This window comes from Methanococcoides mangrovi, from assembly GCF_052057775.1.
In the GTDB taxonomy this organism is placed as follows: Archaea; Halobacteriota; Methanosarcinia; order Methanosarcinales; family Methanosarcinaceae; genus Methanococcoides.
This window is the reverse complement of record NZ_CP195121.1, coordinates 1,185,356-1,200,111: the sequence shown is the minus strand read 5'-3', so window position 1 is coordinate 1,200,111 and position 14,756 is coordinate 1,185,356. Positions and strand designations below refer to the sequence as shown.

Below are 14,756 nucleotides of genomic sequence, written 5' to 3'. Positions count from 1 at the left end.
TCAAATTAACAAATGTAATGTTATTTTTCAGTAATACAATAAAATGAATTCTTTATTAACATCAATACATTTTTTGTTCAAATGAGGTTATACATATGAATGTTCTAATCGTTGGAGGCGGCGGCAGAGAAAATGCGATCGCAGATGCTGTTGCAAGAAGTGAACGCAACCCTGCAATGTTCTCAGTAATGGCAAAGAAGAACCCCGGAATTGCCAGCTTGTGTGAAGATGTACTTCTGATCAAGGAGACAGAAGTGGAAAAGGTGGTCGAATACGCAAGGTCAAAGAACATCGAGATCGCTTTTATCGGACCGGAAGCACCACTTGCAGCAGGTCTTGCAGATGCCCTTGAGGATGCAGGTATCGGAGTAGTGGGACCAAGGAAGGATGTCGCACGCATCGAGTTCGACAAGGCATGGGCACGCAATTTCATGAGGGATAACAACATCGAAGGCTGTCCTGCATTCAAAGTGTTCTCAAGCGAGGAAGGACTTGAGGACTACATTGAGGAACTTGGCAACGTTGCGGTCAAACCGGCAGGGCTTACCGGTGGAAAGGGCGTCAAGGTCATGGGCGACCAGTTACCTGACACAAAAGCTGCTTTTGAATATGCAAGATCCCTTCTTGATGGCGACAATGTAGTCGTGGAAGAGAACCTTATCGGTGAGGAGTTCACACTGGAAGCTTTCGTTGACGGAAAGAACCTTGCCTTCACACCATGTGTGCAGGACCACAAGCGTGCCTTTGAGAACGACCTTGGACCAAACACCGGTGGAATGGGGTCATATACCGATGCAGATGAGCTGCTTCCTTTCATGAACGTCGATGACATCGAGCCTGCAAGGGAGATCATGAAGGCAACCGTGAAAGCCCTTCATGAAGCAACAGGCACACCTTTCAAGGGAATCCTGTACGGACAGTTCATCCTCACAAAGGACGGTCCAAAGGTCATTGAGTTCAATGCAAGATTCGGTGACCCTGAAGCGATGAACGTACTTCCACTGCTCGATACTGACATGGTGGATGTCATGTCCGCAGTTGTCAACGGAACACTTGATGAACTTGAAGTGAAGTTCGCCCACAAGGCAACCGTCTGCAAGTATGCGGTTCCCGCAGGATATCCTGACGAGCCAACAAAGGACAAAGAGGTCATCGTTGGCGACATCGGCGATGCTATACTGTTCTATTCAAGCGTATATGAGAAAGATGGAAAGGTATACACTACAGGCTCCAGGGCTGTGGCTGTTGTTGGTATCGAGGATACCATCGACAAAGCTGAGAAGATCGCCCAGAATGCACTGGAGAACATTATCGGAGACCTCCACTTCAGAAGCGATATTGGAAAGCCTGAACTGATCCAGAGAAGAATTGACCACATGAAAGAGATACGTGGTTAATTATCAAACCTGAGCTGATAACATGAAACATCTAATATCAATGACCGATCTTACAACCGAAGAGATCATCGAGATCCTTGACATGGCAGAAGATCTCAAGGAGAAGAGGGTCCGCGGGAAGGTCACAGACCTGCTGAAGAACAAGAGCCTTGCAATGATCTTCGAGAAATCATCAACAAGGACAAGAGTATCCTTCGAGGTTGCTATGAGCGACCTTGGCGGACATTCCATTTACCTTAATTCCAGAGATATACAGATCGGACGCGGTGAAACTGTATCAGATACCGCCGAAGTGCTTTCTCGCTATGTTGCAGGTATCACTGCAAGGGTGAACAGCCACAAGACCGTGGAAGACCTTGCTGCTCACTCACAGGTGCCTGTGATCAATGCGCTTTCAGATCTTGAGCACCCATGCCAGATCCTGGCAGATTTCCTTACTATCAGGGAATACAAAAACCACCTGAAGGGGCTGAAATTCGCATGGATAGGTGACGGGAACAATGTATGTAACTCACTAATCCTCGGCTGTGCCCTCGTTGGTATGGAGATTGCCGTTGCATGTCCTGAAGGATATGAGCCGAATCCTGAGATCGTGGCAAAGGGCCGGGAACTTGGAGGGGATATCACCATCACCAACGATCCAGTGGAAGCTGCAAGGGATGCAGATGTGCTCTATACCGACGTATGGGTATCCATGGGCGATGAGGCTGAAAGGGAGAAAAGACTCAGCGACCTTGCAGACTACCAGATCAATTCCGAACTGGTGGACGTTGCAAAACACAATGTTATCGTAATGCACTGCCTACCTGCACACAGGGGAGAAGAGATTACAGCAGAGGTTATGGAAGGACCGCATTCAGTTGTCTTCGACCAGGCAGAGAACCGTCTTCACGCCCAGAAGGCACTCATATTGAAACTGATGGCATGAGATGCCATCCACTTTCCTTTTTTTGAATTCTTCAAATGGTAATGTACTTTTTTAAAGCCGTTGTCCATTTTCAAGCCACGATACCTTTTGCATATTTGTCTCCAATTAAAAGCGGGTTAGGCTATATACGAACGAGTACAACCTATGTATTAGATCAAGAGTTCCCGTTTCTTCTACTCTTGATCGACTCCTTTAGAACTTTTTTGTAAATGAAATATGAAAACAACCTCCGGAACTCCTTTGAAAGGGCCTTCGGGCCCTTAATAAAACCAGAATAGAATATTGAAAATAATATAATGCAATATTATAAAGTACTGATTATTTGAATATGCGTTTTGGAACTAAGAAAGGATACATTATTCATTATACAATAAAAGGAAATGGTGGTTCAAATGTGGGCATTCTCAAGAACGGGAAAAAACAAGAAAGCAAGGGCTTACTTCTCAATCTCAAAGCTAAATGAAACAATTTTCTCTTTAAATTGCACCCTTTTTTCTTTTGTTGAAGACAATCTGCTCTCAAAGGATAAAAAAGAGAAAGATCGATATATATACTATCTCGATTAATCTGAAAAAAATGTAAATATCAGGTATCCAGAACCACAACGCTTAATAATGAAAAACGCCACTATTGGCTAATCACGATGCGAGGGTTGCCCAGCCAGGCCAAAGGCGATAGGTTCAGGGCCTATTCTCGTAGGAGTTCGAGGGTTCGAATCCCTTCCCTCGCATCCATTCTTTTCTTGAAATTTACCATACCTGATCAAATGATATGATGATAAAGGAAGCAAGCATAAGGCTTGTCGCCAATTCTAAAAGATCTCATGATCATATCAAGGAAATATCAAAAAAGAAATATGCAGCTTTCAAAAGAATGCCATCGTATTTAAAAGAAGAACGAAGCCCCTATTACAATAAACAGAACACCTGCTGCTGTTGATATCGTCTTCTTGTTGATCTTTTCCATCATGAACTTACCGACATAAACAGCCATACCTGACAGGACAAATAATGCAAATATCACACCGATGAAGACCATAACCGGATTGTACTGAGTGGCAAAAAGAGCCGAAGCAAGTTGTGTTTTATCACCCATCTCAGATACAAGGATAAGACCAAATCCAGAGATAAAAGGGTTTTTCAGATCGTAGGACCCATCACTATCATCATCCTTACTGTTCAACAAAGTCGTTAATCCAAATAAAATGAACAGGAGCCCTGCACCCAGACGTACATATTCCATCGGGACCTTTTCAGCTACGAAGTTACCCAAAATGATCGCAAGACCATCTGTTAATATGAATGCAAGCATCACACCTGCCAGCAGTGAAGCATGTTTTTTTGTCTTAGTAGATAAGACAAGAACTGCAAGCTGGGTCTTATCACCCATTTCGGCAAGCCCTACAAGCAGGAATGGAATAAGGATATCCGGGACCATGGCACGTTAATAGTTTGCCTTATATAAATTCTGAGTGGTATTAAAAGATAGTTCGAAATTATGGACAGATCTGAAAATATAAAAGCTTCCAATTCTACAAACCAAAATTTCAATAATCTATATAGACAAATTAGGACATCCTGAAAAGGAAGGTTACAAATGAAACTGGAGTGGAGCAAAGACAACATTGTATTCAGATATCTTAATGAAGAAGACATGAGTGAAATAGCATTAATGCTTTCAAAGGAAAGCGTCTGCAAGTACATGTTCTTCGGACCAAATACAAAAGAAGATACGATCACCTATTTTTCACCACTTGCCATTTCAACAGAAGGTGCATTAAAAGAAAATAAGATCCCACACATCAATGTTTTTACGATCCGGGAAAAGGATAACGACAATTTCATAGGCCAATGTGCACTATTCCCAATAGAGTTCACCAATGGGAACTACCTCATTGGATACCAGATCGATGACAACCAATGGAGAAAGGGATATGGAAGCACTGCATGTGAATTCCTGATATATTATGCATTTATCATCCTTGATGCATTCAGACTGACCGGAGATTGTGCGGAAGGAAATATTGCTTCTGAAAGAACAATGATCAAAAACGGGTTCCGTTCTGAGGGAACACAGAGAAAATACTGGCTTCATAATGGTAAATGGTATGACAGACTCCTTTTTGGGTTATTAGAGGAGGATGTTCCTGAGAAGAAACTGGAAGCATTGAAAGAGATCTACGAATGAATTAAAGTGATTGGGGATCAAAAATACCATAGTAGCCCGCTCCATTCAACGTTTGTATCGCTTTCTTTATATTACGTTAGATTCAAACCTTTATTAAGGAGTGTTGGAATTGGTATCAGCTATAGTCATTATTGTTCTTTGTCTTGTGGCATTTGCAGTAATTCACAGCGTAACGGCAAGCCTTCCTTTTAAGCGCATGGTAGTGAAAGCACTGGGTTCCAGGGTAGAGACATTCTATCTGCCGGTGTACAGCCTGATCGCAGTGGTAACGATACTTCCGATAGTTTATCTGCTTTATGTGAATCCGGGACGCATCCTCTATATAGTCTCATCTCCCTGGCGCTGGGTCATGGTAGCCGGTCAATTGCTCGCTTCACTGGCAGCACCAATGGCCTTCCGGGATTCACCCCAGAGGTTCAAGTTGCATTTACAGTTATCCAAACCAGAGACTCCGGGATCAGAGCCACTGAACATCAGGGGAATTTTCCGGTGGATAAGAGATCCTTTCCTATTCTCCGGACTTGTCATAATCTGGCTAACCCCATTTATGACAGTAAACCTGCTGATCGTCTATATTATAACCAGCATCTACTTCTACATCGGATCTGTGCATGTGGAGAAAAGGCTGGTTTCACAGTTTGGTGATGAATATCTGGAGTACCAGAAGAGGGTTCACAGGTTTATCCCATTCATAAAAGGACATTATTGAAGATCTACCGATCCCGGATCATATATTATATCCTGGGCAATATCCACCGATAATGCCGTATTCTCCAATTAAGCAAAAGCTGTGTCTATTACGAATCCCCCTGACCGGCATATATTGAGATCTTCCAATAGATATATATTAAATCGAACACATTTTCTTAGCGGGGAAATGCAATTTGGGGTATTGCAAGTCTTCTGACAATACAATATTGAAATCCATTTCATGATGAAATACTTCTGTGATTCACTGAAATGTTGAGCAAGTCAAACCATACAGAAACTCATTATCTGACAAAGCGGTTATTAGAACCACTTTTGATATTACCTGCTATTGCACCCGCTAACCGGAATAAATGGTAACTTCAAGAAGATCAGATAAAATCAAAGATCTCACAGACATCAAGGGAGTGAAAATAAATGGACAAGATGAAGAAAATGGGGCTGCTAGGAGCAACAGCTTTGATCGGTGCAGGACTGGCAGCATTATCCGAAGAGAAGATAAAAGAGTTCGTCAGGGAAAAGATCGAAGAAGGCCAGATGACCAAGGAAGAAGGAAAGCTCCTTGTTGAAGACCTTGTGAGTGAAACAAAGAAACAGAGACTCAACCTTGAGAAGAATATCATTGAGAAGATCCAGAATACGATCCAGATGGCTGATAAGGAACTTGAGAACCTTTCCGACAAGATCGATGAGATAAAGATCAGGGAACTTGAGTGCGAACTTGAGAAGATGAAAAGTCTGAGGAAAGCTAAAAAATAAGTTTTCCGGCTGCTAGCAATATATTGTAATATGGTGGCTTCTAGCCACTTGCTTTTTCTTTTTTGATCGTCTGCTTCAGGATCATACTTTGGATCATATCAATTTTGAGAAAACCGGAGGAAAACAATGAAAGTCGTAGCATTCAATGGGAGTCCCAGAAAGGAAGGGAACACTTCACACCTGATTGGCCATGTGCTTGATGTACTTGAGAAGGAAGGAATCGAAACAGAAGTAATCCAGCTTGGAGGAAATTCAATTCACGGCTGTACTGCCTGCATGAAATGTTTTGACAAAAAGGACAAACGCTGTGTAATTGAGAACGACATAATCAATGAGTGTATCGAAAAGATGATGGACGCTGATGGGATCATCATTGCGACACCAACATATTTTGCAGACCTGAGCCCGGAAACAAAAGCCCTTATCGACAGAGCCGGATTTGTGGGTAAAGCAAATGGGGAGCTTTTCAAGCGTAAGGTAGGAGCAGCTGTTGTAGCGGTAAGAAGAGCAGGAGGCATCCATGCTTTCGATTCTATCAACCATTTCTTCACGATCTCTGAGATGATAATTCCGGGTTCAAGCTACTGGAACGTTGGAGTGGGGCTCATGCCGGGAGATGTGGATGCAGATGGTGAAGGAATGAAGACCATGGAAACCCTTGCACAGAATATGGCGTGGTTAATGGAAAAGATAAAGGAATAAAAACTGCAAGCATTTCCACAAGTTTCTATTAAATATGGGAGTTACTCCCATTGTTTTTTAAAATTCCTAATTACCATATATCGACAGTCATCACGTATATATGTAAATGAATATATAAATATGAAGTGAATATTCTTGATTGGAATGGAAGAAAACAGGGTACTTGCAGATGCTGTAATTTAGCACTTCTATTTGTAATTCTACAGTAAATTTGTACCGTATTCTGTAGATCTATGCTAAAAAAGGAGGAAAAATATCATGGGATGGTTTGATGTCGTTGCGGGTGTTTGTACAGGTGGTCTGTACACTATTGGAAAAGCTGTTTACCAGGCGGGCAATGCTGCAGAGTCTGCCGGAGATGCAGCAGAAGAGGCAGGTCTGGCGATAGCTGTAATTGGTTCGACGATCGAGGCTGTAGGTGAACAGCTAGAATCAACATTAAAGGAAGCAGAAGAGCTCCTTGTCATCACAAGAATGACCCCAAGGGATGAAGATGATCTCTGGGACGAGGAAAAGGAAAGGCTGAATTCACTCCGTCAGGAAGAGACACGACTTTTGAACAAGCTTTCCGAAATGGGAGTAGAGGATGTAACCGATTTCAGTTTTGACTTCTGGGACATGCTGTCCGATATGCAGAATGTGATCAAAAAGTTCCAGATAATGGCAAGACTTGCTGCTGTCAGGAAAGAGATCCATGACATCTTCTATCAGGAACCGGGTGTCCTTTCAAATACGATCTACAACGCCAAAGAATCACTTGAGCGCTTCAATACTATTGAGCAGCCAATGATCGAGGACATACTGGATTCCCTTGATGACAATCTGGAGGTCAGCGAAGAGGTCCTTCAGGAAGTAAAGAAACTTTTTGTCACTAAAAAGAAGATACCTATTGCAATAACTGACCTCAGTCCTGATATCCGAAACCAGCTGGAAATGTTTCAGAAGGATAAGCTGTATTACCAGGGACTTATCACCAGAAAGGACACGGTTACTGCCCAGCTTGCGAATGTAATCGAAAAGTTCCCGGAGAAGAAGTTCGATATAAACATGGGGTCCGTGGGTATCGCCGGAGCACACATCAGTGCAGGGGATATCGTACATGAGGGAACCCATATCGGCAATGTAGGAAACGTTGGGGACATCGTGGCGGAGAGACCCTACAAGGATTATATTGTTAAGGAAGAAGGCCGAAAAGATATTGAAAGACCGGGTACAGGGATCCGGCATGAAAGAATAACTGATAATGGTTTCATCGAAAAGGAAGAACCTCTCAAAGCCGAAATAGAAAGGGCAGATGCAGCCATCAGGCATGAAAAGATCACTGACGATCATTTCATCAAAAAAGCCGAGAGCGAGATTGGAACCGACATTAACAGGGAGATCGCAAGGGAAGCGGCTGTTGAGGAGCGTGAGATGCGTTCAGCATCATCCACTTATGCACCAGAAGCAGCAAAGGCCACCATGGCAACAATGGCAAATCTCAACATGGCACTTGCCAAAGCCCCAAAGCGTTCCATGCTCACAATGCAGCCTCACGGTGCTAAAATATCCGCATCACTTAGCACCAAGTTCGATGGTTACCAGAGGAACTACGACCTGCTCAAGGCCCAGAAGACCTTCTACTACAGGCAGTCCCTGAAGCTGGATAAGAAGTACGAAATACTTGCAAACAAGTGGGTTGAAGAGCCCGGGATCATCCCAAAGACGTTGGATGAGCTTCACGGAGTGCTGAAGAACGTCCGGACAGAAGAGCAGCCACGCATCGATGAGCTACTTGACAACCTGAACGCGAACCTGACCGAGACCCAGGAGACCCTTTCAAAAGCAAATGACACGATGGATTCCGTTCAGAATGCCCTTTCCTTCCTGGACATGGATACCGGAAAGATCAAGCTGGGTGTCATGGTTATCGGCGGATTGGTCGTGCTCAACCTGTTCGTGGGACTGATAGTGCTTATCAGGATGGCACTTGGATATTGAGAAGTTCTGGTTTGACGTTATTTCGACCTTGGATAACTACTCGGATGGCATTTGCCAATCCGTTTTCTTTTTTTGCATTTGCATTTTATTGAACACACTGCTGAAGCACAACGCCAGCCCAAACGAACGTTTTATATAAAATTCCCTGCACTTATTTCATGGAGCCCGTAATAGGGATCTAAAAAATTCATCATATTTTCAAAAAACAGCGCCGTGAACACGAATGACAGTCGAAGAGAACACAAAGGCAATACTTGAAGAGCTTGGAGAAGTAAAACTTGTAAGCGTCACCAAGACGGTTGACACCGACAGGATCAACGAGTCCATCAGAGCAGGAGCCACCATCATAGGCGAGAACAGGGTTCAGGAATTCGATGAAAAATGCGATTGTATCCCTCCCTGCGAAAAGCACCTGATCGGACACCTCCAGACGAACAAGGTCAAGAGAGCCGTTGAACTCTTTGATGTGATCCAGTCGGTCGATTCCCTGAAGGTGGCAGAGGAAATAGACAAAAGAGCCGGAGAGCTCGGCAAGGTCCAGAAGGTATTCCTTCAGGTCAACATCGGCAACGAACCACAAAAATACGGCTTCGGGACCGATGAGATCGCAGACGCGATAAAAGACATCCGGACACTCAGCAATATTCACGTAAGGGGTCTCATGTGCATCCCTCCGTATGTATCTGCCGAGGAAGCCCGCCCGTATTTCAGAAAGATGAAAGCGATCTTTGATGAGCTGAAGCAGGAGAAACTGGGCAATATCGATATCCAGGAGCTTTCTATGGGAATGTCCGGTGACTATAAGGTTGCCATCGAGGAAGGAGCTACCATGGTAAGGATCGGGTCAGGGATATTCGGGAAGCGGGATTATTGAAGTCAAGTCTAATTCAAATAAAAATATTGAAGTTACCTTTTTGAAAGGCAGCTTCTATGTTACTTAATTTTTAGATCGCTTCAGAGTAGAGTAATTACTTTTTCTCTTCCTCTTTCTTGGCTAATTCCAGCTTCTTACCACAAAGATCACATTTACCTTCGTCTGTTACACCTGGCTGCCTTGGTGCTTCTCCCCCACAAATTGCGCATTTTACCATCTGATTTCACCTCCTGTTAAAATCGATCATAGTAGCGCCCCAATTAAATTCCAATTACTATGGAAACTTGCTACACTATAAATATCAGATATGAAAGCATAAATATCTTCTGAATAAGGTGATCTTACATTGGAGAACCTACAGATTAAAGTCCTGTTCAAAACTTATGATAAAACTCCTTACAGATGTAAATAAACATCAATGTGAAGATATATTCCCCCAAGACCAAAACCAATCTCAAAAAACAAAATCAAAACCTTTATCACCGTTATGCATCATAATGCATAACTATGGGACGCCCGAGAAAAAGGAGAATGGTGAATTTCGAGCACAATGTACGACATTTCAAGCCTTCAGGTACCTGCCTGAACGAGCTGGAAGAGGTCAACATAACCATTGATGAACTGGAATCATTGAGACTCAGCTATCTTGAAAAGATGAAGCAGGATGCTGCAGCAGAGAAGATGCACATCCACCAGTCCACATTCCAGAGGACGCTCCAGAGAACGGTGCAGAAGATAGCTGATGCACTGGTACATGGAAAATCAATACGGGTAGAAGGAGGAGATTATACAATGCCAGGAAAGGACGGAACAGGGCCAATGGGTCAGGGACCAGCCAGAGGACAGAATCAGGGTCAAGGTCAGACCCAGGGACAGGGGTGTGGACGAGGCTTCCGCGGAGGGAAAGGCACAGGGACTGCCGGACCAGGAGGAGAATGCGTGTGTCCGAACTGTGGTCATCAGCAGGCCCATCAGGCTGGAGTTCCATGCCCTCAGGTGAAATGTCCTGAATGCGGGAAAACTATGGTCAGGAAATGACAAACTAATTGGCCTGATGTGGTAAAAATGGGATCAAGGATCATCTACGGACCGATCCTCTCGAGGAGACTTGGGAGGTCGCTTGGGATTGATGTCATCAAAAAGGGAGAATTCAGGAAGAACTGCAATTTCGACTGCATCTACTGCCAGCTCGGACATATTGACTGGAAAATATCAGATCCTTCGGAAGTTGCAGACCCTGTCACCACCGAAGAGGTTATCGATGGTCTCACCAATTATCACAAGAAAGTTGATGACCTTGATTACATCACGTTCTCAGGGACATGTGAACCCACACTGAACCTTCAAATAGGGGATATGATCGAACGGATAAGGGAGATCACTGATATTCCCATCTGTGTCATCACCAACTCATCCCTTGTGAGCAGAGAGGATGTCAGGAAAAGCCTTTCAAAAGCAGACCTTGTGGTCGCCACCCTTGTCTCCGGGAATGAAGATACCTTCCGGGCCATCCACAGACCTGCAAAAGGGATCAGGCTTCAGGATATTATCGAAGGGCTGCGGGAACTGCAGAAGATGAATGGAGGAAAGTTATCCATCGAGGTCATGCTACTTGACTCGAACAACGACTATCCTGTCAATTCCAGCGATGAGGAGGTCGGAAAACTTATCGAAGTGCTTAGATACATCGATCCGGATGAGATCGAAGTGCTTACCATAAGCCGACCTCCGGCTGAGAAGTTTATCGTACCTGTTCCTGAAGCAAGGCTCAAGGAGATCGCACAGAAGTTCGATGAAGAGCTTGGAAGGGAAAGGGTAAGACTTGTGCTTAAAGGGCTCAGGAGGAAGAGGTCGAACATCAAGCATGAGAACCTTGTTGAGGAGGTCTATGACCTGATACTCCGCAGGCCCTGTACCTTTGATCAGGTAGTCCAGTCGCTGGATATTGACAAGGAGGAACTCAAGCCGATAATAGAGGGACTTGTCGGGGAACAGAAGATCACTAAGATATTATCTGAGAATGGAACCTACTACAGGCCAACATAAGTTTGTAAAATTTTCTTATTTTTTCATATAGCATTTATCTTGTAGCATATATTAGTTAAATGGTAGCATTTAGAGGATATCGTTTAGTGATGATCAATAATCATAAAGATACCTGACATCCGGCATTTCAGCTGTTACCTGCAAAGAGTGAAGGGCAGGAATAACATTTATGTCCATGGACAACACAAAATAACTTCTGGGTATTGATGGGGGATCACTATTCGAGATACCAATAACAAACAGACAGATGAGGCTTTGAGGGAGTCTGAGACAAAGTATCGTCTGATATTTGAGAATTCACCGCTGGGGATATTCCATTTTGACAAGGACGGGATCGTTACCGAGTGTAATGAAAGTCTTCTCAAGATCCTCGGTCTGCCAAAAGAAGAGGTCATCGGCTTTAACATGGAAGTGTCCCTGAGGGATGAGAATATGCGGCATGCTCTTGAGGCGGTACTGGCAAGGAGATCAGGACAGTACGAAGGCGAGTATATTCCCACCACAGGATCAAAGATCACGCCCATCAAAGCCAATTTCAGCCCGAACATATCTGAAGATGGCAACCTGAAGGGTGGTATCTGTATTGTTGAAGACATAACCATTCGCAAGCAGGCAGAGGATGCTCTCCAAAGATATGCAGATGAACTTGCAAACGCTAACGAAGAACTGAAATCACTTGACAGGATGAAAGATGAGTTCCTGTCAAACGTAAGCCATGAGCTTAAAACTCCTCTTACCTGCATCGAAGGCTACAGCCAGATCCTTTCCGATGAATCGCTGGGTTCTGTTAATGACCAGCAGAAAAAATCAGTTGATACGATCATACGAAACTCAGAGAGGCTGAGGCGTCTTGTTGATTCACTCCTGTACATCAGCAAAATGCAGGCCGGCTCCATTGAATATTCATTCGGACCTGTCCGGATCGCAGAGATAACAGACCACGTGGTTGCTGATATGCTACCAAGAATTCAGGAGAAGGAGCTGACCATTGAAAAGAAGGTGCCTGCCGATCTGCCTTCAATAAACGGAGACAAGGATAAACTGACCGATCTACTGGTCTACCTCGTTGACAATTCTATCAAATTCACACCAGCAGGAGGCAGAATAACTGTAACTGCCCGGGAAGAAAAAGAAAAACTGCACATCACTGTTGAAGATACCGGCATCGGCATACCAAAAGATTTGATCCCGAACCTTTTTCAGAGATTCTACCAGATCGATGCTTCTACCAGGCGCAAGTATGGTGGCACAGGGATCGGGCTGTACATCAGCAAAAGCATTGTAGATGCTCATAATGGTAAGATCCGGATCGAGAGTGAGGAAGGTGCAGGGACAACAGTTCATGTGGAACTGCCGAAGTAAATGGTCTAAATGCATGTAGGGAATACAAATTATCCGTAACTATTGCTATCATATATTAAGTCCGATGATCCATAGATAAAACAGAAAGCTCTGATAAGGTGATACAAATGCTATTAAAATTCAAGGACAAGGAACCAATTGTTGCTGAAACTGCTTTCATTGCGGATTCCGCGGACATCATCGGAGATGTTACCATTGGCGAGAACTCAAGCATCTGGTTCAATGCAGTCCTCCGTGGAGACATGGGCAAAATAAAGATAGGGGACCGCACAAGCATCCAGGACAATGTAGTGATCCATACCGACCCCGAAACTCCAACAGAGCTCGGTGACGATGTGACCGTGGGTCATGGGGCAGTCCTGCACAGCTGCAGGATCGGCAACAATGTCCTCATAGGAATGAATTCCACAGTGCTTGACGGGGTCGAGATAGGAGAGAATTCCATCGTTGGTGCCAATGCACTCGTTTCACCAGGCAAGAAATTCCCCCCGAACAGCGTGATCACAGGAGTTCCAGGAAAGGTAAGGAGAGATGCTCTACCTGAAGATGCCACCATGATCAGAGAAAATGCAGCAGAATATGTAAAGCTGGCAGCTGAATACAGAAAGCAGCAGAAGAGATGATCGATCATCATATATCCATTAATGAAATCTTAAGAATGAGGACTATGGAACAGCAACTTAAAGATGCGCTTCTGAAAAAATGCAGGGAAATGGAGATACCTCTTGTAGGGGTAGCAAACGTTGAACGCTGGGAAGACCCCCTTTTCGATCCATGGATACCTGAAGAGTTTCATCCTCAGTCAATCTACCCGGAAGCAAGGTCTGTAATTGTCATCGGAATGCCGATAACGCTCCCTGTGCTGGAAACATCTCCATCGATATATTACAGGGAACTCTACAAAACAGTGAACAGTCTGCTGGACCAGTACACCTACCGCCTTTCCAACTTCCTCACTGAGACAGGGCATCCTTCCACCTTCGTTCCAAGGGACGGCTACGGCTCTATCAAAGTGCTTCTGGAAAAGCCAGTTGCCTTCTTCTCACACCGGCATGCTGCATTCCTTGCAGGGCTTGGGAACTTTGGGGTCAATAACACGATCTTAACTCCGGGATACGGACCCCGAATACGATTCGGCACTATTCTCACCACTGCTGAACTCGAACCTGATGACATCATGGAAGAGCAATTGTGCAACCATTGCATGCGTTGTGTCAGGATGTGTCCATCCAATGCACTGGCGGAAAAGGACTATCCGGAAGGGATCACCGACAAGAAAGCCTGTGCTTCCTTTAGCGATGAACTGAACAAACGATACATTGCTCCCTGCGGGATATGCATAAAGGTCTGTCCGATAGGGGAGGACCGCAGGACCTACGGAAGGGAAGATGCTTCAATGTATGAAAAGAAGGATCAGGTCGGGAAGTATCACAAAGCATGGGACCATGTCCGTTCATATGGCGGAAAATAACGGGATATTAACAAACCGATTGAAAAAAGAAAGAAGGATCAAAGGACATCCTTTAAAGCAGCTGCAGCGGTATAGACACTTCCCACACCGCAGATGTAATGGGTGACCTTTACTGCCTGAATGACCTCTTCTTTTGTGGCTCCTGCTTCCATTGCCTGCAACGCAAGGGATGTTACTCCGTTCACAGCACCTTTTGATGCATCAAGTGCCATTGCAATAAGAAGCTTGTATTTCAATGGGATACCATCCTGTTCGAAAGAAGTTACACGTGTTTCCTCAAGAAGCTGGAAAAAGTCTGCATCGGAATCGATGATTACCTGAAGTGGATTTTCTGACATATTC

17 protein-coding genes and 1 tRNA gene are annotated in these 14,756 nt (G+C 44.3%); 15 read left to right on the top strand and 3 right to left on the bottom strand.

The annotated features are described in order from the left end of the window. The first annotated feature begins 95 nt into the window (after window positions 1-95). The 4 genes from purD to ACR3I3_RS06190 all read left to right on the top strand — a co-directional run bounded on the left by purD (window position 96) and on the right by ACR3I3_RS06190 (window position 3,055). Window positions 96-1,397: a phosphoribosylamine--glycine ligase gene (gene purD, locus ACR3I3_RS06205; RefSeq protein WP_440953677.1), complete on the top strand. Its 1,302-nt coding sequence runs from the start codon at window positions 96-98 to the stop codon at window positions 1,395-1,397. A gap of 22 nt (window positions 1,398-1,419) precedes the next feature. After that, entirely contained in the window at window positions 1,420-2,325 is a 906-nt protein-coding gene (argF, locus tag ACR3I3_RS06200) for an ornithine carbamoyltransferase (protein WP_440953676.1), read from the top strand. A 392-nt stretch (window positions 2,326-2,717) separates the two neighbouring features. Then, window positions 2,718-2,891 (top strand): hypothetical protein, encoded by a 174-nt coding sequence (locus tag ACR3I3_RS06195; protein ID WP_440953675.1) that lies wholly within the window; start codon window positions 2,718-2,720, stop codon window positions 2,889-2,891. 79 nt (window positions 2,892-2,970) lie between these two features. Then, window positions 2,971-3,055: transfer RNA gene (locus tag ACR3I3_RS06190), tRNA-Leu, on the top strand. A gap of 155 nt (window positions 3,056-3,210) precedes the next feature. Here the strand turns inward: ACR3I3_RS06190 and ACR3I3_RS06185 are convergent. Continuing rightward, the gene (locus ACR3I3_RS06185; protein WP_440953674.1) at window positions 3,211-3,762 is read right to left on the bottom strand and encodes a TMEM165/GDT1 family protein; all 552 of its coding nucleotides are present in this window, start codon (window positions 3,760-3,762) and stop codon (window positions 3,211-3,213) included. Window positions 3,763-3,921: 159 nt separating this feature from the next. Between ACR3I3_RS06185 and ACR3I3_RS06180 the strand changes: the two genes are divergently transcribed. The 6 genes from ACR3I3_RS06180 (at window position 3,922) to ACR3I3_RS06155 (ending at window position 9,535) form a co-directional block, all read left to right on the top strand. Beyond that, window positions 3,922-4,512 (top strand): GNAT family N-acetyltransferase, encoded by a 591-nt coding sequence (locus ACR3I3_RS06180; RefSeq protein ID WP_440953673.1) that lies wholly within the window; start codon window positions 3,922-3,924, stop codon window positions 4,510-4,512. A 100-nt stretch (window positions 4,513-4,612) separates the two neighbouring features. Continuing rightward, on the top strand, window positions 4,613-5,221 hold the full coding sequence (locus tag ACR3I3_RS06175; RefSeq protein WP_440953672.1) for a methyltransferase family protein: 609 nt from the start codon (window positions 4,613-4,615) through the stop codon (window positions 5,219-5,221). A gap of 416 nt (window positions 5,222-5,637) precedes the next feature. Continuing rightward, window positions 5,638-5,979, top strand: coding sequence for a hypothetical protein (locus ACR3I3_RS06170; RefSeq protein ID WP_440953671.1), 342 nt, complete (start codon window positions 5,638-5,640; stop codon window positions 5,977-5,979). Window positions 5,980-6,105: 126 nt separating this feature from the next. Beyond that, complete coding sequence (locus ACR3I3_RS06165; RefSeq protein ID WP_440953670.1) at window positions 6,106-6,681, top strand: flavodoxin family protein; 576 nt, start codon at window positions 6,106-6,108, stop codon at window positions 6,679-6,681. Window positions 6,682-6,939: 258 nt separating this feature from the next. Then, complete coding sequence (locus ACR3I3_RS06160; protein ID WP_440953669.1) at window positions 6,940-8,661, top strand: hypothetical protein; 1,722 nt, start codon at window positions 6,940-6,942, stop codon at window positions 8,659-8,661. Window positions 8,662-8,884: 223 nt separating this feature from the next. Next, the gene (locus ACR3I3_RS06155; RefSeq protein WP_440953668.1) at window positions 8,885-9,535 is read left to right on the top strand and encodes a YggS family pyridoxal phosphate-dependent enzyme; all 651 of its coding nucleotides are present in this window, start codon (window positions 8,885-8,887) and stop codon (window positions 9,533-9,535) included. Between the two features lie 94 nt (window positions 9,536-9,629). Here the strand turns inward: ACR3I3_RS06155 and ACR3I3_RS06150 are convergent, their stop codons facing one another. Beyond that, complete coding sequence (locus ACR3I3_RS06150; RefSeq protein WP_440953667.1) at window positions 9,630-9,752, bottom strand: hypothetical protein; 123 nt, start codon at window positions 9,750-9,752, stop codon at window positions 9,630-9,632. A 290-nt stretch (window positions 9,753-10,042) separates the two neighbouring features. Between ACR3I3_RS06150 and ACR3I3_RS06145 the strand changes: the two genes are divergently transcribed. The 5 genes from ACR3I3_RS06145 (at window position 10,043) to ACR3I3_RS06125 (ending at window position 14,414) form a co-directional block, all read left to right on the top strand. Next, window positions 10,043-10,573, top strand: coding sequence for a DUF134 domain-containing protein (locus ACR3I3_RS06145; RefSeq protein WP_440953666.1), 531 nt, complete (start codon window positions 10,043-10,045; stop codon window positions 10,571-10,573). Between the two features lie 27 nt (window positions 10,574-10,600). Then, a complete protein-coding gene (locus tag ACR3I3_RS06140) occupies window positions 10,601-11,581 on the top strand; it encodes a radical SAM protein (RefSeq protein WP_440953665.1) in 981 nt (326 codons plus the stop codon). Between the two features lie 255 nt (window positions 11,582-11,836). After that, entirely contained in the window at window positions 11,837-12,943 is a 1,107-nt protein-coding gene (locus tag ACR3I3_RS06135; protein ID WP_440953664.1) for a PAS domain-containing sensor histidine kinase, read from the top strand. A 107-nt stretch (window positions 12,944-13,050) separates the two neighbouring features. After that, the gene (locus ACR3I3_RS06130; RefSeq protein WP_440953663.1) at window positions 13,051-13,566 is read left to right on the top strand and encodes a gamma carbonic anhydrase family protein; all 516 of its coding nucleotides are present in this window, start codon (window positions 13,051-13,053) and stop codon (window positions 13,564-13,566) included. A 35-nt stretch (window positions 13,567-13,601) separates the two neighbouring features. After that, window positions 13,602-14,414 carry a 4Fe-4S binding protein gene (locus ACR3I3_RS06125; RefSeq protein WP_440953662.1) on the top strand — a complete coding sequence of 271 codons (813 nt, stop codon included), beginning with the start codon at window positions 13,602-13,604 and terminating at the stop codon, window positions 14,412-14,414. A 38-nt stretch (window positions 14,415-14,452) separates the two neighbouring features. Here ACR3I3_RS06125 and ACR3I3_RS06120 read toward each other — a convergent pair whose 3' ends face one another. After that, a complete protein-coding gene (locus ACR3I3_RS06120) occupies window positions 14,453-14,752 on the bottom strand; it encodes a carboxymuconolactone decarboxylase family protein (RefSeq protein WP_440953661.1) in 300 nt (99 codons plus the stop codon). Between the last annotated feature and the right edge of the window lie 4 nt (window positions 14,753-14,756).